Genomic DNA, 22,949 nt, shown 5'->3' on the forward strand with positions numbered 1-22,949 from the left:
ATCGAGCTGATCAGCTTCTACAAAGAGAACCCTGGACTGCTCAAGCGGTAACCCTGCGGCCTACGCCGAATGGATACATCTCAAGTCGCAATACGACCTGATCATCTACGATGTGGGGCCTAGCCTTGGGGCGCTAAATCGATCGATTCTCATCGGCTCTGATTATTTTCTCGCTCCTATGGGCTGCGACATTTTTAGTTTGATCGGCATCCAAAACATTGCCGACTGGATCGCCCAATGGAGGGGTGACTATGACCAAGCCTACGCGCGAGTAATTTCCAACCACGAAGCCACGCTTCAAGAATACGCGGGCGAAGTACGTGCGTCCTCGAGTCTGATGTCTCGTTTCGTCGGATATACCGTTCAGCAGTATATCACCAAAACCATTCGCGATCAGAAAAGGGCGACTGCCGCTTACGAAGCAATACTCAAGAAAATCCCAAACGAAATCGCAACGAGCTTGAAACCATTCATGGCTCCGCGACTGGCGGTTGAAGAAGTTCGACTTGGCGATGTGCCTCACATGTTCAGCCTGGTCCCACTCGCCCAGACGGCTCACACGCCTATCCATAAGTTGACCGGACGGGAGGGACTGTCAGGGGGGCAGTATCAGCAACAAGAGCAGTATCGACGGTTTATCGGTGAACTTACTGCATCCCTTATGCGCAACCTCCGTCGCACCGTGGAAATTCGGGTATGATTGATTGGCCGGATGACTTGGTGAGAGATATTGCTGCTCGACGATCCGTTCTGTTCTTGGGCGCCGGCGTATCTCGCAACGCCCAAAACGAGCACGGAGTGCATCCGAAAGAATGGTCCGAATTTTTGGATCATCTTGCTTCGCGAATCACGGACACGACGAAAGCCGCTGAAGTCAGGCAATGTATCAAAGACGCTGATCTTCTAACTGCCTGCGAACTTGCAAGACAATACCTAACGTCGTCTTCGTTCCGAACGGAAATGTTGAAGGAGTTTGTCAGCAACGCTTATAGACATGCAAAGATCCACGACGACTTGAGTTTGGTCGACTCTCGAATCGTGATGACAACGAACTTCGATAAGTTATACGAGAACCGCGCAAATCAGCTGCAAGACAATACAGTTATTGTGAAAAGCTACTACGATAAGGATGTGGCGGACGTATTTCGTAGGCAAGACCGCGTGGTCATCAAGGTTCATGGGACAATCGACGCTCCCGACGGCATTGTCTTTACTCGCAGTCAGTATGCTCTCGCCCGTAGAGATTATGGTCATTTCTACCAATTGCTTCGTGGGCTATTTGTCACGCACACGTTCATATTTTTGGGCGCCTCGATGCGTGACCCTGACATCCAATTGCTGCTCGAAGATCACGCTTATCGATTTGAAGGCGCGCGCCCTCACTACATGGTGATGCCTGAAAATTCAGCGCGAACGGGAATCTTGCAGGTTTTGGAGCAGACGATGAATCTTAGGGCGCTGGTGTATGATCCAGCAGACAATCACAAGGCACTCGCAGATTCGGTTGCTGAACTCGTAGGCAAAGTCGAGTCGGCCCGCGAGCAACTCGCTGCTACTGCGGGGTGGTGACAATGTCTCCACGACTTTCGTCGGTCGCTCAGCGAGCTCCTCGTGAGTGGGGAGGGTCTGCGCAGAATATCGATTACTCAGCATTGCACCAACTTGCTCCGTATATCGGCAAGCTCAAACCTGTGATCGCGCGCCAGCTACTCCGGGAGTTCACCTCGTCGGGAGATATTGTTCTAGATTGCTTCTCGGGCTCAGGAACCATTCCGCTAGAAGCGGTAATGCTCGGACGTCGAACTCTGGCCTTTGATACCAACCCTTATGCTGTCGCGCTTACTCGTGCGAAACTGGAGGCGCCGCTGTCACTGGAGGCGGCCAACGAGCAGCTCACTCAGCGGATTTGTGATTCTCAGAAGCGTTCCCAGTATGACCTAAGAAAAATTCCTTTGTGGGTTCGAAAGTTCTTTCACCCGAGGACCCTTCAGAATGCAATACGCTTTGCGGACGAATGCATTGAGAAAGACGATCAGTTTCTCCTCGCCTGTCTGCTGAGTATTCTTCACCACCAGAGGCCGGGTTTTCTGTCGTACCCTAGCAGCCACCTTGTTCCTTACTTGCGGGACCGTAAATTTCCTAAGGTGCAATACCCCGAGATGTACGTCGAACGCGAGCTAGCTCCTCGGCTGGCTGCTAAGCTTGTTCGTACTTACAAATATGGCGGCGCCATAAATCGTTCTAGCGTTCTGGAAGTAGCTCGGACCGGTGTCGCCGACCTAAAGCTGGATTTCGAAGTAGATGCGATTGTGACCAGCCCTCCGTACATGAATGCGCTCGACTATGTTCGGGATAACAGGCTGCGCATGTGGTTCTTGGATCGCTCTACAGTAGATTACTCACCAGAGCCGACTGAGCGACAGATCCAGTCCGATGCCATCACCGCCGCATTTGCAAGCAACGCGTTGAAGTACCTTCGTAAGGGAGGGTATTGCGTTCTTGTCGTAGGTGAGACCGTGCTCCGCAAGCGAATAAAGACACATCCCGCAGAGCGCATGCTCGCCAAATTAACATCAGAGTATCCCAAGCTAAAAGTTGAGCGGGTCATTCGCGATACGATACCGGACGTAAGGCGGTCCCGAAAAACGGGGGCGGCAACAAAGCGTGAGTTAGTTCTCGTGCTTAAAAAGGGGTAGCCCGCATCGGCGGAGCGAAATCCAGGTTCGGTCTCGATCCAAGTTTGCGCCAAAAATCGAATTTACCGAATGATATCAAGATGATTTGGGTTGTCCAGTCGTCTCCGCAAAAACATTTCGCTTTATCGGAAGGTCAAATTGGTCCATAATCCCACCCATCTCACCCGACAGAGGGGCGTTTCGCGAACGTCACGAACGTGGGTGAAGATGCGGTGGACGCCGAGCGTGCAAAGACGTGTGCATGTGAGGCGGACGGTGAAGTCGTGTGGGCCTGCCGCCCCGATGTTGGTGGTAAGCCCGTGAGAGGCCCAAAGCCGATCGCGGTCGATGGTGGCACAAAAGCAGAGTCTCACCAGGGCGAGCACGTATAAGCCGTAAACCCATCGCGCAGGGAAGGCCGGGATGTCTCAGCCAAACCTGGATGCTCGTGTGCGCAACTTCCTACTCATTGCGCACGAGACCGCGGGTGCGGCGTGCACCCGGTCTTCCCTGCGCCCTCAGTTTCGAGAGAGGGCGGAACGAGATGGAAAACTCGGACAAATCATGTCGCGAGAACGCGAAGCTGTATTCACACACTTGCTGTCATCGCCCGGCCTGTGCGCAATTGCGCACAAGGACCGGGCGACCCAGTACGCCGAGGCCTCTCGGCTCTATCGCTGGCGTCTCTGGAATACTGGATCACCCGCGTGCGCGGGTGATGACACCTGGGAGGAGGCGGCTTGTTCGACAACTTGGACGCATTCAGTTGAAAGAGAACAATCTCTCATCGGCATGAACCGGTTCCATAAGGCCTCATAATACATGGTTGCCCCAGGGACACGATTGTTGTGTCTTTGCCACACCGATCGAACATTTAACCCTGAAGCCAGCCGGTGCCCACTCGCGCCGCTTTTTGGCCACACCCCTCTATGAAATCATGTTTCCATAGATTGATCGGCAGCCCTCACGACGACGGGAAATTTTTTGATCCGTCCGGCGTTGTCAGGAGGGAAGGGCCGGAAAACAGGTTCGCGATGGACGCCAAGACGAACATCAAGGGAAGGCTGCCGAGCCGTCATGTGACGGAGGGGCCCGAACGCGCGCCGCATCGCTCGTATCTCTACGCCATGGGGCTGACGACAGCCCAGATTCATCAACCCTTTGTCGGCGTTGCTTCATGCTGGAATGAAGCCGCCCCCTGCAATATCTCGCTGATGCGCCAGGCGCAGGCGGTGAAGAAGGGCGTGGCCTCGGCCGGCGGCACGCCGCGCGAGTTCTGCACCATCACCGTCACCGACGGCATTGCGATGGGCCATGACGGCATGCGCTCCTCGCTGCCGTCGCGCGAATGCATCGCCGATTCGGTTGAGCTCACCGTCCGCGGCCATGCCTATGACGCCCTCGTTGGCCTGGCCGGCTGCGACAAGTCGCTGCCGGGCATGATGATGGCGATGGTCCGGCTCAACGTGCCCTCGGTCTTCATCTACGGCGGCTCGATCCTGCCGGGCAATTTCCGGGGCCAGCAGGTCACCGTCCAGGACATGTTCGAGGCGGTCGGCAAGCACTCGGTCGGCGCCATGTCGGACGAGGATCTCGACGAGATCGAGCGGGTGGCATGCCCGTCGGCCGGCGCCTGCGGCGCCCAGTTCACCGCCAACACGATGGCGACCGTCTCCGAGGCGATCGGGCTGGCGCTCCCGTATTCTGCGGGGGCTCCCGCGCCCTACGAAATAAGGGATAGTTTCTGCGCTGCTGCCGGCGAGAAGGTGATGGAGCTGATCGCCAAGAACATCCGTCCGCGGGACATCGTGACGTTGAAATCGCTGCAGAATGCGGCCGCCGTCGTGGCGGCCTCGGGCGGTTCGACCAATGCTGCGCTGCATCTGCCGGCGATCGCCCATGAGTGCGGGATCAAGTTCGACTTATTCGACGTCGCCGAAATCTTCAAAAAGACTCCATACGTCGCGGATTTGAAGCCGGGCGGCCGTTATGTTGCCAAAGACATGTTTGAAGTTGGCGGCATTCCGCTGCTGATGAAGACGCTGCTCGATAATGGCCACCTGCACGGGGATTGCCTTACCGTCACGGGCCGAACGATCGCCGAAAACCTCAAAAGCGTGAAATGGAATCCGCACCAGGATGTGGTGCGGCCTGCCGACAATCCGATCACCGTGACGGGTGGCGTTGTTGGCTTGAAGGGTAATCTCGCTCCGGAGGGTGCGATCGTGAAGGTCGCGGGCATGTCCAATCTGAAGTTCACGGGCCCGGCCCGTTGCTTCGACCGCGAGGAAGATGCCTTCGAGGCCGTGAAGACACGCACCTACAAGGAAGGCGAGGTCATCGTCATCCGCTACGAGGGGCCGAAGGGCGGCCCTGGCATGCGGGAGATGCTGGCGACGACCGCGGCGCTGACCGGGCAGGGGATGGGCGGCAAGGTCGCTCTGATCACCGACGGGCGGTTCTCCGGTGCCACACGAGGGTTCTGCATCGGCCATATTGGGCCGGAGGCAGCGATTGGCGGCCCGATCGGGCTGTTGCAGGACGGTGACATCATCGAGATCGATGCGGTCGCCGGAATACTTAACGTAAATTTGACCGACGCCGAACTCGCCGAACGCAAGACCAAATGGGCTCCTCGCGCGACTAACCACACGACTGGTGCGCTGTGGAAGTACGCCCAACAGGTCGGGCCGGCGGTGGATGGCGCAGTTACCCATCCGGGTGGCGCGCACGAGAAACAGTGTTATGCGGACGTTTGAGCGTACGATATTCGCGTTTGTGTTAGGGGCCATTCCGGTGGCGGGCCCCGGATTCGGATTCGATGGAGCCCCGGTCAATCCCCAGGACGCAACGATCCCCGTGGTCACGCCGCAGCCGGGTACCGCCAAGCGCGCGGCCCTGCCGACGACGGCGCCTGCCACGACCGCGCCCTCGCTGACCTCGCTACAATATGCCGCAGAGGGCGGCCATCCCGGCGCGCAGTGGCGGCTCGGCAAGATGTACGCCGATGGCGACGGCGTCACCCAGGACGATCTGCGCGCGTTCGAATATTTCAGCCGCATCGCCAATGCGCATGCCGAGGATAGTCCGTCGGCGCCGCAGGCCTCGATCGTGGCGAACGCCTTCGTGGCGCTCGGCCGCTACTATCTCAACGGCATCCCGAACTCGAAGGTGAAGGCGGATACCGAACGCGCGCGGGAGATGTTCTCCTATGCCGCGTCGTATTTCGGCAATGCCGACGCCCAGTACGATCTGGCGCGGCTGTACCTGAAGACGCCGGACGCCTCGCGCGACGACTTCCGCTATGGCGCGCGCTGGCTCGGCCTTGCCGCGCAGAAGGGCCAGCACCAGGCCCAGGCGCTGCTCGGTCAGATGCTGTTCAACGGCGATCGCCTGCCGCCGCAGCGGGCGCGCGGCCTGATGTGGCTGACGCTGGCGCGTGAGGCGCTGCCGGACGAGACCTGGATCAAGGAAAGCTATACCCGCGCTTTCGCCAAGGCCTCCGACGACGACCGCGCCATGGCGCTGCAGATGCTCGAGCACTGGGTGCAGGGCCGGCGGGACTGACAGCGAGAATATAAGAGAGGCCGCCGGGATGATTTTCCCGGCGGCCTTTTGCGTTGTCAGTCGTGTGCGTCGTTAGTCGTGCTCGTAGCCGTAGACTTCCGGCAGGATGAACAGCGCGGCGAGCAACCCGATCAGCGGGAAGATCGCGACGAACAGCGTCGCATTGGCCTGACCGATCGCTGCGAACAGCGAGGGAAACAGGAAGATCGCCAGGAACGACGGCAGCTTCACGAACATGTAGGCGAAGCCCGACGCCGTGCCGCGGTATTGCGGGCGCGCCACCATGGTCGGGATCGTCATGCAGTTCGACGCATCCCAATAGTGGCCCCACAGCATGCCGGCGGCCGCGAACGGCAGCAGGATCTTGTTGTCGGTGTAGAGCGCGAACGCCGCCACCAGCAGCGACGCCAGCACGATTGAGAAGCCCGCGATGGCGATGCCGCGATGGCCGATCTTCGGCGTCAGCAGCGGGCCGACCCAGCCGGAGACCGCCGCAAAGGCGAACAGTGCCATCGTCACGAGATTGTTGCCGAGGATGGTCGAGACACCGACCATCGCAAACAGCACCGGCAGATAGAACGCGAAGGTCGAGAATTCGCTCGCTTGGGCAAAGCAGGCGATCCAGCCATAGAGCGTGGCGCGCCAGCGGATCGGATCCTTGCGCAAGTCAGCGAGGAACGCGGTCGGGCGCGGCTTCGGCAGCACGACGTCGTGGTCCGGCAGCATCTTGAGGTCGTCATTGTACATCTGCCGCGCGACCTCCTTGGCCTCGCGGAAGCGGCCCTGCTGCACCAGCCAGACCGCGGTCTCCGGCACGTCGTGGCGCATCAGAAGGATGATCAGCGCGGGCAGGGCGCCGAGGCCGAGCGTGACCCGCCACAGCGTCTCGTGGTGCATGTTGGTGAGCAGGAAGGCGATGATGACCGCAAGCGTCAGCACCTCGCCGACCGCGAACATGAACTGCCAGCGGTTGCCCATGACCTCGCGCTCGCCCTTGGCCATGGATTCCATGATGTAGGTGTAGCCGGTCGAGATATCGCTGCCCAAGGGGATGCCGAGCAGGAAGCGGATCACGACGAGCCAGCCGACGCTGGGCACGAAGGCCTGCGCCAGCGCCAGGATGATGAACATCACCATCGTGACCAGGAACATGACGCGGCGGCCGATCTTGTCCGACAGCCAGCCGCCGATCAGCGCACCGATCAGCGCGCCGCCCTGGGTGCCGGCCGCGGCGAGGCCAAGCATCAGCGGATCGGGATTGTACTGCTCCTTGATGAAGATCAGCACGAAGGCGATCGAGTAGAGGTCCCAGGCCTCGACCAGGATCGAGGCCATCATCAGCCAGCCGACCTTGTTGCCTTTGGGACTGTAATTGGTGATGAGGTGGCGGACCGCCCCGTCGATCGCCGCCTGCTGCGGCATTGCCATAGTTGTCATTCCCAGTCCTCCCGTTATCCCCGTTTGTTGTTACGCCCCGAGCAGCGGCTCGATGCTGCAGTCGAGCAGCCGCGGATCGATGCCGGCTTCCATGCCGTCGAACATCGAGTTCATGAAATCGATCAACGCATCGCTCGCCGCCATCGCGCGATCGGCGCGGCGGTTGGCGACCGCGTTGAGAATGGCGAGGTGGCTGTCGATGGTGCCGGACAGGTCGGCTTGTCCCGGCATGTGGCGATGATGGATGAAGCCGATGCGGCGGTAGATCGTGTGCAGCGGTCGCAGCGTATGGGCGAGGAACGGCTCGCCGGCGGCGGCCAGGATCAGGCTGTCGATGCGGCGGTCGATCGCGTTGAATTCGTCGAGCGTCAGCGCTGCGCGCTTGTCCTTCAGCACCCGCTCGATGTGCAGCGCCTGATTGCGGTGGGAGAGGCTGGCGCGCTCGGCGGCGAGGCGGATGACGAAGCGCTCGATGTCGCGGCGCAGCTCCAGCAGCATGCGCTCGCGGGCGAGGTCGATCGGCGCGACCTGCAGGCCGTGGCGCGGGCGGATGATGATCAGCGTGTCGGCGGCGAGCGTGTTGACGGCGTTGTGCACCGGCGTGCGGCCGAAGCCGGTGATGTCCTGCAGATCCTGCACGGTGAGGGACTGGCCTGGCTTCAGCTCGCAATTGACCAGCAGATCCTCGATCCGCTGGTAGGCGAGCTCGAAGAAATTGACGCGATTGCGCCGGCCGGGCGTCTCGTCCGTACCGGAACGCACCACCTCGAGTGCGCGCTTGCGCCGGGCCATTTCGCATCCTCCCAACGGCCGCTTGTTGTCATGCAGCCTGATCTTGCTGACTGTCACATTAAAACATGTTGTGATATTTTACAAGCAGGCGTATCAATCGACCCAGCGGACCCCCGGCGTCGACACGTTTCGACGCGAGGCGGGCGCCAGAAGCGAGAATGCGGACCAGCCGGGAAGGTGGCCGTTCAGGGAGGATGACGATGAAGATCACCGCGATCGAAACCTTGCGCACGGACGAGTTCGCCAACGTCATCTGGGTCCGTGTCCACACCGACACCGGACTGATCGGGCTCGGCGAGACCTTCTACGGCGCGGGCGCGATCGAAGCGCAGATCCACGATACGTTTGCCGGCCGGCTGCTCGGCCGCAATCCGCTGCACATCGAGGCGATCCACCGCGACATGCTCAATCTGCCGATGGCGCAGTCGTCGACCGGCGTCGAGTATCGCGCGGCGTCTGCGATCGACATCGCGCTGTGGGACCTGTTCGGCAAGGTCTGCGGCCAGCCGGTGCACCAGATGCTCGGCGGCCTCTGTCGCGACAAGCAGCGCATCTACAACACCTGCGCCGGCACCCAGTATGTCCGCTCGACCAATATCAGCCCGGTCGCGAACTGGAATCGCGGCGCCCAGGGACAGTACGAAGACCTCGACGCCTTCATGACCCGCGCCGATGCGCTGGCTGAAAGCCTGCTGGAGAGCGGCATCTCGGCGATGAAGATCTGGCCGTTCGATCCGGCGGCGCAAGAGAACAAGGGTCTCTACATCACCGCCGCCCAGATGAAGCAGGCGATCGAGCCGTTCGAGAAGATCCGCAAGGCCGTCGGCGACAAGATGGAGATCATGGTCGAGCTCCACTCGCTGTGGAACCTGCCGACCGCGAAGCAGATCGCGCGCGCGCTCGAGCCGTACAAGCCGACCTGGTATGAGGATCCGATCCGGATGAACTCGCCGCAGGCGCTCGCCGAATATGCCCGCTCGACCGACGTCTGGGTCTGCGCCAGCGAGACGCTGGGCTCGCGTTTTCCCTACAAGGACATGCTCGACCGCGACGCGATGCATGTTGTGATGGCCGACCTGTGCTGGACCGGCGGCCTCACCGAGGGCCGCAAGATCGCGGCGATGGCCGAGACCTATCACCGGCCTTTTGCTCCTCACGACTGCATTGGCCCGGTCGGCTTCATCGCGGCGATCCACATGTCGTTCAGCCAGCCGAACACACTGATCCAGGAGTCGGTGCGCGCGTTCTACAAGGGCTGGTACAACGAACTCGTCACCAGGATGCCCGTGATCAAGGACGGTTACGTCTATCCGATGGAAGGGCCGGGGCTCGGCGTCGACCTGCTGCCGGCGGTCTATGACCGGTCCGATCTGACCGTGCGCCGTTCCAACGCGTGAGGGTCTCGTGAGCACCGCACTGTTCGATCTCTCCGGCCGTACCGCGCTGGTCACCGGCTCGTCCCGCGGCCTCGGCCGCGCCATTGCCGAGGGCATGGCGAAGGCCGGCGCGCGGCTGCTCATCAACGGCGTCGATCCCGCGCGCGTGGAAACCGCGGTTGCGGAGTTTCGCGCCGCCGGACATCAAGCGGAAGGCGTGGCCTTCGACGTCACCGACGAGGCTGCGATCGTGGCCGCCTTCGAGCGCCTCGATCGCGACGGCATCGCGGTCGACATTCTCGTCAACAATGCCGGCATCCAGCGTCGCAAGCCGCTGGTCGAGTTCACCACCGATGAGTGGCGCAAGGTGATCGAGACGAACCTCACCAGCGCTTTCGTCGCGGGACGCGAGGCGGCCCGGCGGATGATGGTGCGTCAGCGCGGCAAGATCATCAATATCGGCTCGCTCGCCAGCGAACTGGCCAGGCCGACAGTCGGGCCGTACACGGCCGCCAAGGGTGGCATCAAGAACCTGACGCGATCGATGGCGGTCGAGTGGGCGGCAAGCGGCATCCAGGCCAATGCGATCGGCCCGGGCTACATGCTGACCGACATGAACGAGGCGCTGACCTCCAATCCCGAGTTCAACGGCTGGCTGATGTCGCGGATCCCCGCAAAGCGCTGGGGCAAGCCGGACGAATTGGTCGGCGCGGCGATTTTCCTCGCCTCCGACGCTTCCAACTATGTCAACGGGCAGATTATCTATGTCGATGGCGGTATGCTGGCGGCGATGTGATCGCTGTATACCGACCTCAAGACCAACAGAGAGACCAGACCTATGCGCGCCGTCGTCATTCATGCTCCCCATGATCTCCGGATCGACAGTTTTGAGAATCCGGCGCCAGCGGCGCATCAGGTGCGGGTGAAGATCGCGGCCGGCGGCATCTGCGGCTCGGACCTGCATTACTACCATCACGGCGGTTTTGGCGTGGTGCGGATCCAGCAGCCGATGGCGCTGGGACATGAGATTTCCGGCACGGTCGCCGACGTCGGCTCCGGCGTCTCGCACCTGCGCGCCGGCATGCGCGTCGCGGTCAATCCGAGTTTGCCGTGCGGAAGTTGCGCCTATTGCCATGAGGGCATGCACAACCAGTGCACCGACATGCGCTTCATGGGCAGCGCGATGCGCAATCCCCATGTGCAGGGTGGCTTCCGCGAGTTCGTCACGGTCGATGCCTCGCAGGCGATCCCGATCGCGGACTCGCTGTCGTTTGCTGAAGCCGCAATGGCTGAGCCGTTTGCGGTATGCCTTCACGCCGGACGGCAAGCGGGCAGCCTGCTCGGCAAGCGCGTGCTGATCACGGGCTGCGGGCCGATCGGCGCGCTGATGGTCGTGGTGGCGCGCTACGGCGGCGCGTCCGAGATCGTGGTGACCGACATTGCCGACGCGCCGCTCGCAACCGCCCGCAAGCTCGGGGCGACCAGCGCCATCAACAGCGCGCGCGATGGCGCGGCGTTGGAGCCTTACAAGGCGGGCAAGGGCACGTTCGACGTGTTGTTCGAGGCCTCGGGCAACCAGGCGGCACTGCGGCAGGCGCTTGATCTGCTGCGGCCGGGCGCCGTGATCGTCCAGGTCGGGATCGGTGGTGAGATGACGCTGCCGATCAACACCATCGTCGCCAAGGAACTGCAGCTCCGCGGAACCTTCCGCTTCGATCCCGAGTTCGAACTGGCCTTGCGGCTGATGGGACAGGGCCTGGTCGACCTCAAGCCGCTGGTCTCGGCGTCCATCCCGTTCGAGTCGGCCGTCGAGGCCTTTGAGTTGGCGACCGACCGCTCGAAGTCGATGAAGGTGCAACTGACTTTTTAGGCCTGTTGTTTGCGCATGATCTTCTCGGAAAACCGCTTCACACTTTTCCGGATCATGCGCTGGCCGTCTCGAAATCGAGGTCGGCCCAGACCGGAACGTGATCCGACGGCTTCTCCCAGGCGCGGACGTAGCTGTCGATCCCGACATTGACCAGGCGATCGCTGGCCTGCGGCGACAGCAGCAGGTGATCGATCCGAAGGCCCCAGTTCTTCTGCCAGGCGCCGGCCTGGTAGTCCCAGAAGGTGTATTGGCCGGGCTCGTCATTGACGGCCCGGAGCGCGTCCGTCAGGCCGAGGCCGAGCAGGGACTGGAAGGCCTCGCGGGTGGTCGGGCGGAACAGGGCGTCATCGACCCAGGCGGCGGGGTTATAGACGTCGCGGGCGGCCGGAATCACGTTGTAATCACCGGCGAGGATCAGCGGCTCCTCGGTCTTAAGTCGCTCCTTCGCATAGTCAAAAAGTCGCGACATCCATTTGAGTTTGTACGGATATTTGTCCGTGTTGGCCGGATTGCCGTTGGGCAGGTAGAGGCAGGCGACCCGGACCACGCCATGCTTCAGCATCACGACGCCCTCGAGGAAGCGGGCATGGGCATCCTCGTCGTCGCCGGCGAGGCCCGACTTGGTTTCCTCGAAGGGCAGCTTGGAGAGCAGTGCGACGCCGTTGAAGGTCTTCTGGCCGTGGGTCACCACGTTGTAGCCGAGCGCCTCGATCTCGAGCCGCGGGAAGGCGTCATCGACGCATTTGATCTCCTGCAGGCAGACGATGTCGGGAGAGCATTCCTTCAGCCAAGCGACCAGCAACTCTATCCGCTGCCTGACGGAATTGACGTTCCACGTAGCAATACGCATTGCAAAAGACCCGGATCGAAGCCACAGATTTCACCTTTGTGGCATACCATGTGCCGTAAGGCTGTGATATTTGTCTAGAAATAAGGCGCAACAATCGCCGTCAAGGGGGAGCTGTGAACCGTCCAGGGTCTTTGTGGACCCGACGTGTGTGCAACAATATGAAAAAACGTAATTGGCTGCTTCTGATCGTCGTGCTCGGCATTGCCGCCGGGGCCGCCTACTTCACCCGGTCGCAATGGATGAGCGGCACTGCCGCCACCGCCCAGGCACCGCAACGTCCCCGTACGGTCTCGGTCGAAATCGCCAAGGCGGAACGCCGATCGGTTCCGGTCGACGTCGATGCGATCGGGCAGGTGACGCCGATCTCCAGCGTCGCGCTGAAGTCGCGGCTGGAGACCACCATTCTGTCCGTGCATTTCGAGGACGGCGCCAAGGTCAATGACGGCGACCTGCTGTTCACGCTCGACGCGCGTGCGATCGACGCCCAGATCGAGCAGGCCGAAGGCGTGCTCGCCAAGGACCAGGCCCAGCTCGAGGGCGCGCAGCGTGACCTCAAGCGCTACTCCGAGCTGGTCGGCAAGGGCGCGACCACGCAGGTCAATGTCGACAACGCCAAGACGCAGTCCGATATCCTGATCGGCACCATCAAGGCCGATCAGGCCGCACTCGACAATCTGCGCGTCCAGAAGAGCTACACCACGATCCGCGCGCCTTTCGCCGGGCGGATCAGTGCCGCCAATGTGAAGGTCGGCAATTTCGTGCGGCCGGCCGATCTGCAGCCGCTTGCGGTCATCAACCAGATGGCGCCGGTCTACGTCACCTTCGCGATTCCGCAGCGCGTGCTGGTCGACGTCCGCGAGGCCATGGCCAAGGGCGACTCCCGGGTAATCGCGACCATTCCAGGGCGCCAGACCTCGGATGACGGCAAGGTGGCCATGATCGAAAACACCGTCGATGCGACCACCGGCATGGTCACGGTGCGCGGCGTCATGAACAACAGCAGCGAGAGACTGTGGCCGGGCACGATCGTGCAGACCAAGCTGATCATCCGCAGTGAGGATGCCATCGTGGTACCGACCGTAGCGGTTCAGCGCAGCCAGGACAGCAATTTCGTGTTCGTGGTGAAAGACGGCGCCGCCAGGAAGACGTCCGTCAAGGTCGATCGGACCTTCCAGGGCATTTCGGTGATCTCGGAAGGCCTTTCCGGTGACGAAACCGTCGTGGTCGACGGCCAGCTTCTGCTCACCGATGGAACGCGGGTCGAGCCTCGGGCGAAGAAGGCGGGAGCGTAGGCCATGACGCTCTCCGAGCTCTGCATCCGCCGGCCGGTGATGACGACGCTGATCACGGCGACGATCATTGCGTTTGGCGTGTTCGGATTCCGCCTGCTGCCGGTCTCGGCCCTGCCGAAGGTCGACTTCCCGACCATCGCCGTGACGGCGACCTTGCCCGGTGCCAGTGCCGACACCATGGCCGCATCGGTCGCCGGCATCATCGAGCGCCAGCTGTCGACCATTTCCGGCATCTCTTCGATGACGTCGAGCTCGTCGCAGGGCACGAGCGTCATCACCATCCAGTTCGACCTCAACCGCAACATCGACGCCGCGGCGCTCGACGTGCAGACCGCGTTGACGATCGCCCAGCGACGACTGCCGATCGAGATGACGATCCCGCCGAGCTTCCGGAAAGTGAACCCGGCGGACTTCCCGGTGCTGTTCGTGTCGCTTGGCTCGGCCACGCTGCCGCTGTCGACGGTCAACGAATATGGCGACATCACCATCGGGCAGGCGCTGTCGCAGCTGCCAGGCGTCGCGCAGGTGATCATCTACGGCGCGCAGAAATTCGCCATTCGGGTCCAGGCCGATCCGGAAGCCGCGGCCGCCCGCGGCTTGACGCTGGAGGATATCCGTACCGCGGTGTCGCGCGCCAACTCGTCGACCCCGGTCGGTACGCTGAACGGACCCAAGCAGGACGTGGCCCTGCAGGCCTCCGGCCAGATGGACAAGGCGGCCGACTACAGCTCGATCGTCGTCAAATGGGTGAACGGCTCGCCGGTCAAGCTGAACGAGGTCGCGCGCATCTATGACAGCGTCGAGAACGACAAGATCGCGACCTGGCTGAACGGCGAACGTGCCGTCGTGCTGGCTATCCAGAAGCAGCCCGACGCCAATACGGTGGCGGTCGTGGACGCCGTGCTGGCCAAGCTGCCGGCCTTGCGCGCAGCCATTCCGCCGTCGGTGACCATGCAGGTCATGATGGATCGCTCGATCTCGATCCGTCAGGCGGTCACCGACGTCGAGGAAACCCTGATGATCGCGATCGCGCTGGTCATCATGGTGATCTTCCTGTTTCTGCGCAAAATCTCCGCGACCGTCATTCCCGCGCTGGCGGTGCCGATCTCGCTGTGCGGCACCTTCGCGATGATGTACCTGCTCGACTATTCCATCAACAACATGACGCTGCTGGCGCTGACGCTCTCGGTGGGCTTCGTGGTCGACGACGCCATCGTCATGCTGGAGAACATCGTCCGCCATATCGAGCACGGCATGAAGCCGTACGATGCGGCGCTGAAGGGCGCCCGCGAGATCGGCTTCACCATCATCTCGATCACCTTCTCGCTGATCGCAGTGTTCATCCCGGTGCTGTTGATGGGCGGCATCGTCGGCCGCGTGTTCCGCGAATTCGCGGTGACGATCTCGGTTGCCATCATCGTCTCGGGCTTCGTATCGCTGACGCTGACACCGATGCTGTGCGCGCGGGTCCTGAACGAGCATGACGACAGCAAGAAGCCGTTCATCGTGCTGCGCCTCTTCGAACGGATGTTCGAGTCCTGGCTCCGCGCCTATGAAGTGACGCTGGACTGGGTGCTGGCACGCAAGGCCATCATGCTGCTGGTGACGCTCGCGACGCTCGGTGGCACCGTCTACCTCTACATGATCGTGCCGAAAGGCTTTTTCCCGGAGGAAGACACCGGCTTCCTGATCGGCGTGACGGAAGCGGCCACCGACACCTCCTTTGAGGCGATGAAGGAGCGCCAAAATGCGCTGGCGGATATCCTGAGCAAGGATCCGGCGATCGAATACCTCAACTCGACCGTTGGTTCCGGCGGCCCCAATCCGACGGCAAATTACGCCCGCTTCTTCATCGCGCTGAAGCCGAAAAAGGAGCGCGACGATCTCAATACGATCAAGGCCCGGCTTCGCGCCAAGGCCCGTCAGGTTCCCGGCATTCAGGCGTTCTTCATGCCGATCCAGAACCTCAATATCGGCGGCCGCATTTCCAAGGCCCAGTATCAGTACGTCTTGCAGAGCGGCGACACGGAATCGCTGTATCGCATCGCGCCGGAGATGGTCGAGAAGATCGCGAAGATCCCCGGCCTGCTCGACGTCACGCCCGACCTCTACATCAAGAATCCGCAGATGACGGTCGATATCGATCGCGAGAAGGCCATGGTCTACGGCGTCACCGTCGATCAGGTCCGCAACCAGCTCTACAATGCCTACGGCGCGCGGCAGGTCGGCACCATCTACATGCCGTCCAACGACTACCAGATCATCCTGGAGGCGCAGCCGCAGTTCCGTATCGATCCGTCCGACCTGTCCAAGCTGTACGTCAAGACGGCAGACAATCGGACCATCCCGCTGGATGCGGTGGCAAGGATGGTGCCCAGCATCGGGCCCCTGCAGATCAACCACCAGGGCCAGCAGCCGGCGGTGACCATCTCGTTCAATCTCGCGCCCGGCGTTTCGCTGGGCTATGCGACCGACAGCATCAAGGATCTCGAACGCACCGCAAATCTACCGCCCACGATCGTCACGAATTTCTCCGGCACCGCGCAGGTCTTCGAAGATTCGAAAAGCGGGCAGGGCGTTCTGATCCTGGCGGCCGTGTTCGCCGCCTTCGTGATCCTCGGCATCCTGTACGAGAGCTTCATCCACCCGATCACGATCATCTCCGGCCTGCCGTCGGCCGGCATCGGCGCGATCCTGACCCTGATGCTGTTCAAGATGGAGCTGTCCGTCATCGCGATGATCGGCATCGTGATGCTGGTCGGCATCGTCAAGAAGAACGCCATCATGATGGTCGACTTCGCGCTCGAGCGCCGCCGCGTCGGCCTCAGCGCCGAGCACGCGATCCGCGAGGCGGCGCTCTTGCGCTTCCGCCCGATCATGATGACGACGTTCGCGGCGATCTTCGGCACGCTGCCGATCGCGATCGGCGCCGGCGCCGGTGCCGAACTGCGTCAGCCGCTCGGCGTCGCCGTGGTCGGCGGTCTCTGCCTGTCGCAACTGCTGACGCTGTTCATCACTCCGGTGATCTACATCTATCTCGACCGCATCGATCGCCGGCTGAAGCGCAAGCTGCAGCCGCAGCTCGAAGAAGCCGACGGCCGCGTCGCGCGGCCGCAGGTGGTCGCGGCGGAGTGACGATGCTTCGCGCCCTGACGCGTACCGGCGCCGTCTGCGTTCTCGCGCTGGCGGCGTTCGCATGTTCGGGCGCCCGCGCGGCCGAGCCGATCGAAATCTTCGACGCGCATCTGCATTACAATTTCGAGCCGAAGCCGTTCTACCAGCCGGACGAGGTATTGGCGCTGTTCCGCAAGCATCGCGTCACCGGCATTCTTGCCACCAGCAGGCCGAATACCGGGACGCACGTGCTGTTCGAAGGCAGCCATGAAGGCCTGCAGATCGTGCCGTTCCTCCGGCCGTATCGCGTCCGGCCGGACATGCAGACCTGGTTCAAGGATCCGACGATCTTCGAACTCGTGCAGGACGAGTTCAAGCGCGGCTACTATCGCGGCATCGGCGAGTTTCATCTCCACGGCAAGGACGCCGAGAGCGAATGGGTGAAGAAGATCGTCGATTTTGCCGTCGCCAACGATCTCTATCTGCACGCCCATTCCGACGCCGAGGCCGTCGAGATCCTGATGCGGCACAATCCGCGCGCCAGGATCATCTGGGCGCATACCGGCTTCGGGCTTCCGACCGAGCGCGTTGCGGCGATGCTGACCAGATATCCGAAGCTGTGGGGCGAGCTGTCCTACCGCGGCGGCATCGTCGACGGGGCAGGGAAGCTCACCGCAGAATGGCGCGCGCTGTTCGAACGCTACCCCGATCGCTTCCTGCTCGGCTCGGACACCTGGATATCGGAGCGCTGGGCGAGCTATGGCGAGATCATGGCCGGCTACCGCGGCTGGCTCGAACAGCTGCCGCCCGATGTCGCTGCCAAGATCGCGCACGGCAATGCGCGCGCGATGTTCGCCGAGCGCTGAGGCGTATCAGATCGAGAAGCTGGTGCCGCAGCCGCAGGAGGCGGTCGCGTTCGGATTGACGACGCGGAACGAGGCGCCGATCAGATCGTCGACGAAATCGACCTCGGAGCCGGCGAGGAACGGCACCGAGGCCGGATCGATCAGCACCACGGCGCTGTCGCGCTCGATCACGAGATCGTCGTCGGCCTGGCTGTGCTCGACGTCGAATTTGTACTGGAAGCCGGAGCAGCCGCCGCCTTCGACCGAGATGCGCAGCTTGGCGCCGTCACCCTCTTTGCTGAGGATTTGCCCGATGCGGCGGGCGGCCCGCTCGCTGACAGTGATGGCGGCAGTCATGTCCGGTCTCCGAAACCTGGTCGATTCGAGCCTGATTCCCGTTGTTTGGGCGAGCAAACTCGTACCGTCATACCCAATTCATTTGGTTGGGCACCTCAGGCATAGTTAAGTGCCGCAGCCCATGGAATCAAATGGATAAGGACTAAAAGATCGTGTCGGTCGGAATGGCTGCCCCTCGCGCACCCTATGCCTGCGATCCCGAGCGCGGCCGCGGCCGGCTGTTCTCGGAGCCGCCGAGCAAGACGCGCAGCCCGTTCCGCCGGGATTGTGACCGGGTGATCCACTCCACCGCGTTTCGCCGGCTCAAGCACAAGACCCAGGTCTTCATCTTCCACGAGGGCGACCACTACCGGACCCGACTGACCCATTCGCTGGAGGTTGCCCAGATCGCCCGTGCGCTGGCGCGTCAACTGGGACTGGATGAGGACCTGACCGAGACGCTGGCGCTGGCGCACGACCTCGGCCATCCGCCATTCGGCCATGCCGGTGAGCGGGCGCTCGATGCCTGCCTGAAGGCCCATGGTGGCTTCGACCACAATGCGCAGGCGCTGCGGGTCGTGACCGCACTGGAGCATCGCTACCCCGAATTCGATGGGCTCAACCTGACCTGGGAGTCGCTGGAAGGGATCGTCAAGCACAACGGTCCCTTGACCGAGCGCAATGGCGCGCCGACCGAGCGCTATGCCGAGAGCGGCATTCCGATCGGGATTGCTGATTTCAACTGCAAGTTCGACCTCGAGCTGTGGAGCTATGCCTCGCTGGAGGCGCAGGTCGCGGCGTTTGCCGACGACATCGCCTATGACGCCCACGACATTGATGACGGCCTGCGCGCCGGGCTGTTTGCGATCGACGATCTCAGGGAAATGCCGCTGACGCGGGAGATCATCGGCGACATCGACCGGCACTATCCCGGCCTGCAGGACATCCGCCGCGGTGCCGAGTTGGTCCGCGAGTTGATCTCGCATTTCATCAGCGCCGTGTTCGCCGAGGCGACGGGGCGCCTTGAGCTGGCAAAACCGCAATCGGCGCATGACGTGCGCCGCCACGCGACGCCGCTGATCGCGTTCCCGGAAGCGGTGGCCAGGGAGGAGGCGGCGATCAAGGCCTTCCTGTTCCAGCGCATGTACCGCCACCGGCGGGTGGTGCGGATCATGGGGGAGGCCGAGCAGATCGTCGCCGACCTGTTCGAGCGCTACCAGCGCTCGCCGGGCGACCTGCCGCCGGAATGGATCGAGGGAACGGAGCAGGAGACCGGGGCGGCGCGGGCGCGGCGGATCGGCAATTTCATCGCCGGAATGACCGACCGCTACGCCCTGATCGAGCATCAGCGGCTTTTTGACTCGACCCCGGATTTGCGTTAGGCGGCGGCCATGTCCGACACCTCGATAGCTTCACCGCATCTCTTCGCCGACGTGCTTTCGCGCGTGCATGCCATCTGTGCCGCGATCGCCGCTGCCGATAACTGGCCGGTCGGGATCGATTTTTCCCGCGTCGTGGTCGAGCCGCCGCGCGACGCCAGCCATGGCGACATGGCGACCAATGCCGCGATGGTGCTGGCCAAGGACGCCAAGGCCAAGCCGCGCGAGCTCGCCGACAAGATCGCCGAGAAGCTGCGCGAGGACGCGCTGGTTGCCGGCGTCGATGTCGCCGGTCCCGGCTTCATCAATCTGACCCTGAAGCCGCAGGTCTGGGCCGACGCGCTGCGTGCCGTGCTTGCGGCCGGCAACGGCTTTGGCAAGAGCGGTGTCGGCGGCGACGAGAAGGTCAATGTCGAATACGTCTCGGCCAATCCGACCGGACCGATGCATGTCGGCCATTGCCGTGGCGCCGTGTTCGGCGATGCGCTGTGCAGCCTGCTGCAATTCGCGGGCTTCGACGTCACGCGAGAATATTACATCAACGACGCCGGCGCCCAGGTCGATGTGCTCGCGCGCTCGGCCTTCCTGCGCTATCGCGAGGCGCTCGGCGAGGCTATCGGCGCGATCCCGGACGGGCTTTATCCCGGCGATTACCTGAAGCCGGTCGGCGAGGCGCTGGCGAAGGAGCATGGCGACAAGCTGCTCGCGATGTCGGACGCCGTGTGGCTGCCGATCGTGCGCGACAAGGCGATCGCCATGATGATGGAGATGATCAAGGGCGATCTCGCCGCGCTGAACATCCATCACGACGTGTTCATGTCCGAACGCTCGCTGATTACGACCGGCAACAACATGGTCGCCGAAACGATCGACTATCTGCGCGCCAAGGGCGACATCTATGAGGGCCGGCTGCCACCGCCCAAGGGCAAGCCCGTCGAGGATTACGAGGACCGCGAGCAGTCGCTGTTCCGCGCGACCGCTTACGGCGACGACGTCGATCGTCCGCTGATCAAGTCGGACGGCAGCTACACCTACTTCGCGTCCGATATCGCCAACCACAAGAACAAGTTCGATCGCGGCTTTGCCAATCTGATCGACGTGTTCGGTGCCGACCATGGCGGCTACATCAAGCGCATGCAGGCGGCGGTGAAGGCCGTGACGTCAGGGAAGGCGACGCTCGACGTCAAGGTCGTGCAACTCGTCAATCTGCTGCGCGACGGTCAGCCCGTGAAGATGTCGAAACGCTCGGGTGACTTCGTGACGTTGCGCGAGGTGGTCGACGAGGTCGGTTCCGACCCCGTGCGTTTCATGATGCTGTTCCGCAAGAACGACGCGCCGCTCGATTTCGACATGGCCAAGGTGCTGGAACAGTCCAAGGACAACCCGGTGTTCTACGTCCAGTACGGCCACGCCCGCGGCCACTCGATCTTCCGCAATGCGCGGGAGGAGGCGGTTCCGGACCTGCCGGTGGCCGACGACGCACGGCTGTCCTACCTGCGAACGGCCGACGTGGAGCGGTTGACCGACCCGGCCGAGTTGTCGCTTTTGAAGCAGCTCGCGCTTTATCCCCGGATGATTGAAGCGGCGGCCACGGCACATGAGCCACACCGAATCGCTTTTTATCTATATGATTTGGCCAGTGAATTTCACGCGCTGTGGACCAAAGGGCGCGATTTGCCCTATTTACGCTTCATTATCAATAATGATGCAGAAGTCACAAGGGCGCGACTGGCAATGGTTCAGGGCGTCGTCTCGGTTCTGGCATCCGGTCTAGCTGTTCTAGGCGTCCAGGCTCCAACCGAGATGCGGTAGGCAGGGGCTTTGGCTCTCACGAGTGGGGATTTGTGAGGGCATCTGGCAGGGGCCGATTCGTCGTACCAGATGAGTACTGGCGATTTGGCGCTGTCCCGAAGGGGATGCATCATCACGATGGCAGATCGATATCAGGACCGACATTTTCCCGCCCCCGATGAGTACGATCGCGGTGCGTATGCGAATCCGCCGGAGAAGGAGAGCGATCCGCTCGCCGAACTGGCGCGGTTGATCGGCCAGAACGATCCGTTTGGCGGTGCCAACAAGACGCCGCATCCGCTGCAGTCCCGCGCCAATGCGCGGCCGCCGCAGGCTTATCAGGCGGAGGACGAGGCAGCGGCGCCGGTCGCCGGCCCGCCGCCATGGATGCAGCGCGCCCGCCAGGAGACCGCACCACCGGTGTTGCCGCAGCAGCAATACGAGCCACAGCAATACGAGGAGCCGGAGCCGGACTATCAGCCGAGCGCCGTGCATCCGCTGCACCGCTACGCGGCCCAGCAGCCGTCGGCTGCGCCGGCGCCCCAGTACGAGTACCATGAAGAACTGGCCGACCAGGCGCTCAGTCATGAGCAGGATCAGTCGCGCTACGACGATGCTTTGTACGGCCAGCTTGAAGCCGGGCAGCAGGATTTGCAGCGCGATCCCGCCTATCCGGACGATCCGTACGCCTACCAGAACGACTATGCCGAGGATGAGCCCGCACCGCGCAAGCGCGCGAGCGGGCTGATGACGGTGGCCGCCGTGACGGCGCTCGCCGTGCTCGGCACCGGTGGCGCCTACGCCTACCGCACCTATGTCGGCTCGCCCCGCAGCGGCGAGCCGCCGATCATCAAGGCCGACAACACGCCGACCAAGGTCATTCCGGCCCCCGCCGATGCGCCGGCCAAGACGCCGGACCGCATGGCGGCCGGCGACGGCACCGAAAAGCTGGTGTCGCGCGAGGAGACGCCGGTCGACGTCAACGCCAAGACCGGCGCTCCCCGCGTCGTATTCCCTGCGCTGAATCAGAACGGCAATCCGCCCTCGGTCGCAAGCGTCACGACGACAGCTCCGCCGCTGGTCGCGCCTTCCTCCAACGGCACCATGCCGAACGGCGAGCCGCGCAAGATCCGCACCCTGTCGGTCAAGGGCGCCGAAGACACCGGCGCGCCTGCCGCCAAGCAGGCGACTGCACCGAAACCCTCCGCAGCACCTCCGGCCTCGCGGGGCAATCCGGCGTCGGCCAATGCCAGCGCCAACGCGCCGCTGTCGCTGGCGCCGGGTGCTGATCCGGCTCCGGCAGCAGCACCTCCGACCCGCGTGGCCACGACCACGCCGACGCCGACCAACGGTGGCGGCGGTGGCTACCTTGTCCAGGTGTCCTCGCAGAAGAACGAGGCGGATGCCCAGTCGTCCTACCGCTCGCTGCAGGGCAAATACGCCAGCGTGCTCGGCTCGCAGCCTTCGGTGGTGAAGCGCGTCGATCTCGGCGAAAAGGGCGTCTTCTACCGGGCGTTTGCCGGCCCGTTCAGCAGCCTGGAGCAGGCCACCGAGGTCCGCAATAATCTGAAGGCGGCTGGCGGGCCGCAGGGCATCATCCAAAGAAATTAGCGGCGGTTTCCTTG

18 protein-coding genes are annotated in these 22,949 nt (G+C 62.7%); 14 read left to right on the forward strand and 4 right to left on the reverse strand.

Translation table 11 applies throughout. The features are described from left to right. The first annotated feature begins 73 nt into the window (after nucleotides 1–73). The 5 genes from JQ604_RS38720 to JQ604_RS38740 all read left to right on the forward strand — a co-directional run bounded on the left by JQ604_RS38720 (nucleotide 74) and on the right by JQ604_RS38740 (nucleotide 6,242). Nucleotides 74–700, forward strand: coding sequence for a ParA family protein (locus JQ604_RS38720; protein WP_349631187.1), 627 nt, complete (start codon nucleotides 74–76; stop codon nucleotides 698–700). Further along, a complete protein-coding gene (locus JQ604_RS38725; RefSeq protein WP_212366015.1) occupies nucleotides 697–1,569 on the forward strand; it encodes an SIR2 family protein in 873 nt (290 codons plus the stop codon). Before JQ604_RS38720 ends, JQ604_RS38725 begins: the two co-directional genes overlap by 4 nt. A gap of 2 nt (nucleotides 1,570–1,571) precedes the next feature. Beyond that, complete coding sequence (locus tag JQ604_RS38730) at nucleotides 1,572–2,696, forward strand: DNA methyltransferase (RefSeq protein ID WP_212366016.1); 1,125 nt, start codon at nucleotides 1,572–1,574, stop codon at nucleotides 2,694–2,696. Between the two features lie 1,013 nt (nucleotides 2,697–3,709). After that, entirely contained in the window at nucleotides 3,710–5,434 is a 1,725-nt protein-coding gene (gene ilvD / locus JQ604_RS38735) for a dihydroxy-acid dehydratase (protein WP_212366017.1), read from the forward strand. Beyond that, nucleotides 5,421–6,242 carry a tetratricopeptide repeat protein gene (locus tag JQ604_RS38740; protein WP_212366018.1) on the forward strand — a complete coding sequence of 274 codons (822 nt, stop codon included), beginning with the start codon at nucleotides 5,421–5,423 and terminating at the stop codon, nucleotides 6,240–6,242. Before ilvD ends, JQ604_RS38740 begins: the two co-directional genes overlap by 14 nt. 72 nt (nucleotides 6,243–6,314) lie before the next feature. Here the strand turns inward: JQ604_RS38740 and JQ604_RS38745 are convergent, their stop codons facing one another. Both JQ604_RS38745 and JQ604_RS38750 read right to left on the reverse strand, forming a co-directional pair. Continuing rightward, nucleotides 6,315–7,679, reverse strand: coding sequence for an MFS transporter (locus JQ604_RS38745; protein WP_212366019.1), 1,365 nt, complete (start codon nucleotides 7,677–7,679; stop codon nucleotides 6,315–6,317). A 30-nt stretch (nucleotides 7,680–7,709) separates the two neighbouring features. After that, nucleotides 7,710–8,471: a GntR family transcriptional regulator gene (locus JQ604_RS38750; RefSeq protein ID WP_212366020.1), complete on the reverse strand. Its 762-nt coding sequence runs from the start codon at nucleotides 8,469–8,471 to the stop codon at nucleotides 7,710–7,712. Nucleotides 8,472–8,671: 200 nt separating this feature from the next. Between JQ604_RS38750 and JQ604_RS38755 the strand changes: the two genes are divergently transcribed. From JQ604_RS38755 to JQ604_RS38765, 3 genes are read left to right on the forward strand one after another with little or no spacing between them, the layout of a single operon-like run. Beyond that, nucleotides 8,672–9,868, forward strand: coding sequence for a mandelate racemase/muconate lactonizing enzyme family protein (locus tag JQ604_RS38755; protein ID WP_212366021.1), 1,197 nt, complete (start codon nucleotides 8,672–8,674; stop codon nucleotides 9,866–9,868). Between the two features lie 7 nt (nucleotides 9,869–9,875). Then, the gene (locus JQ604_RS38760) at nucleotides 9,876–10,643 is read left to right on the forward strand and encodes a glucose 1-dehydrogenase (protein ID WP_212366022.1); all 768 of its coding nucleotides are present in this window, start codon (nucleotides 9,876–9,878) and stop codon (nucleotides 10,641–10,643) included. 42 nt (nucleotides 10,644–10,685) lie between these two features. Beyond that, nucleotides 10,686–11,717 (forward strand): L-idonate 5-dehydrogenase, encoded by a 1,032-nt coding sequence (locus tag JQ604_RS38765; RefSeq protein WP_212366023.1) that lies wholly within the window; start codon nucleotides 10,686–10,688, stop codon nucleotides 11,715–11,717. Nucleotides 11,718–11,769: 52 nt separating this feature from the next. Here the strand turns inward: JQ604_RS38765 and xth are convergent, their stop codons facing one another. Continuing rightward, on the reverse strand, nucleotides 11,770–12,567 hold the full coding sequence (xth, locus tag JQ604_RS38770; RefSeq protein WP_212366024.1) for an exodeoxyribonuclease III: 798 nt from the start codon (nucleotides 12,565–12,567) through the stop codon (nucleotides 11,770–11,772). A 158-nt stretch (nucleotides 12,568–12,725) separates the two neighbouring features. Here xth and JQ604_RS38775 point away from each other — a divergent pair, with 158 nt between their 5' ends. Genes JQ604_RS38775 through JQ604_RS38785 form a run of 3 tightly spaced genes read left to right on the forward strand, consistent with a single transcriptional unit; the run spans nucleotide 12,726 to nucleotide 17,839 of the window. Further along, nucleotides 12,726–13,859, forward strand: a complete 1,134-nt coding sequence (locus JQ604_RS38775; protein WP_212366025.1) for an efflux RND transporter periplasmic adaptor subunit — start codon at nucleotides 12,726–12,728, stop codon at nucleotides 13,857–13,859. 3 nt (nucleotides 13,860–13,862) lie between these two features. Beyond that, nucleotides 13,863–16,994, forward strand: coding sequence for an efflux RND transporter permease subunit (locus JQ604_RS38780; protein ID WP_212366026.1), 3,132 nt, complete (start codon nucleotides 13,863–13,865; stop codon nucleotides 16,992–16,994). A 2-nt stretch (nucleotides 16,995–16,996) separates the two neighbouring features. After that, nucleotides 16,997–17,839 (forward strand): amidohydrolase family protein, encoded by an 843-nt coding sequence (locus JQ604_RS38785; RefSeq protein ID WP_249159307.1) that lies wholly within the window; start codon nucleotides 16,997–16,999, stop codon nucleotides 17,837–17,839. A gap of 6 nt (nucleotides 17,840–17,845) precedes the next feature. Here JQ604_RS38785 and erpA read toward each other — a convergent pair whose 3' ends face one another. Next, nucleotides 17,846–18,175 (reverse strand): iron-sulfur cluster insertion protein ErpA, encoded by a 330-nt coding sequence (gene erpA, locus JQ604_RS38790; protein WP_212366027.1) that lies wholly within the window; start codon nucleotides 18,173–18,175, stop codon nucleotides 17,846–17,848. Nucleotides 18,176–18,327: 152 nt separating this feature from the next. Between erpA and JQ604_RS38795 the strand changes: the two genes are divergently transcribed. The 3 genes from JQ604_RS38795 (at nucleotide 18,328) to JQ604_RS38805 (ending at nucleotide 22,935) form a co-directional block, all read left to right on the forward strand. Beyond that, nucleotides 18,328–19,536 carry a deoxyguanosinetriphosphate triphosphohydrolase gene (locus JQ604_RS38795; protein WP_212366028.1) on the forward strand — a complete coding sequence of 403 codons (1,209 nt, stop codon included), beginning with the start codon at nucleotides 18,328–18,330 and terminating at the stop codon, nucleotides 19,534–19,536. Between the two features lie 9 nt (nucleotides 19,537–19,545). Next, on the forward strand, nucleotides 19,546–21,345 hold the full coding sequence (gene argS / locus JQ604_RS38800; RefSeq protein WP_212366029.1) for an arginine--tRNA ligase: 1,800 nt from the start codon (nucleotides 19,546–19,548) through the stop codon (nucleotides 21,343–21,345). Between the two features lie 117 nt (nucleotides 21,346–21,462). Then, on the forward strand, nucleotides 21,463–22,935 hold the full coding sequence (locus tag JQ604_RS38805) for an SPOR domain-containing protein (RefSeq protein WP_212366030.1): 1,473 nt from the start codon (nucleotides 21,463–21,465) through the stop codon (nucleotides 22,933–22,935). The last annotated feature ends 14 nt before the right edge of the window (nucleotides 22,936–22,949 follow it).

Source organism: Bradyrhizobium jicamae (genome assembly GCF_018130695.1).
Lineage (GTDB): Bacteria > Pseudomonadota > Alphaproteobacteria > Rhizobiales > Xanthobacteraceae > Bradyrhizobium > Bradyrhizobium jicamae_B.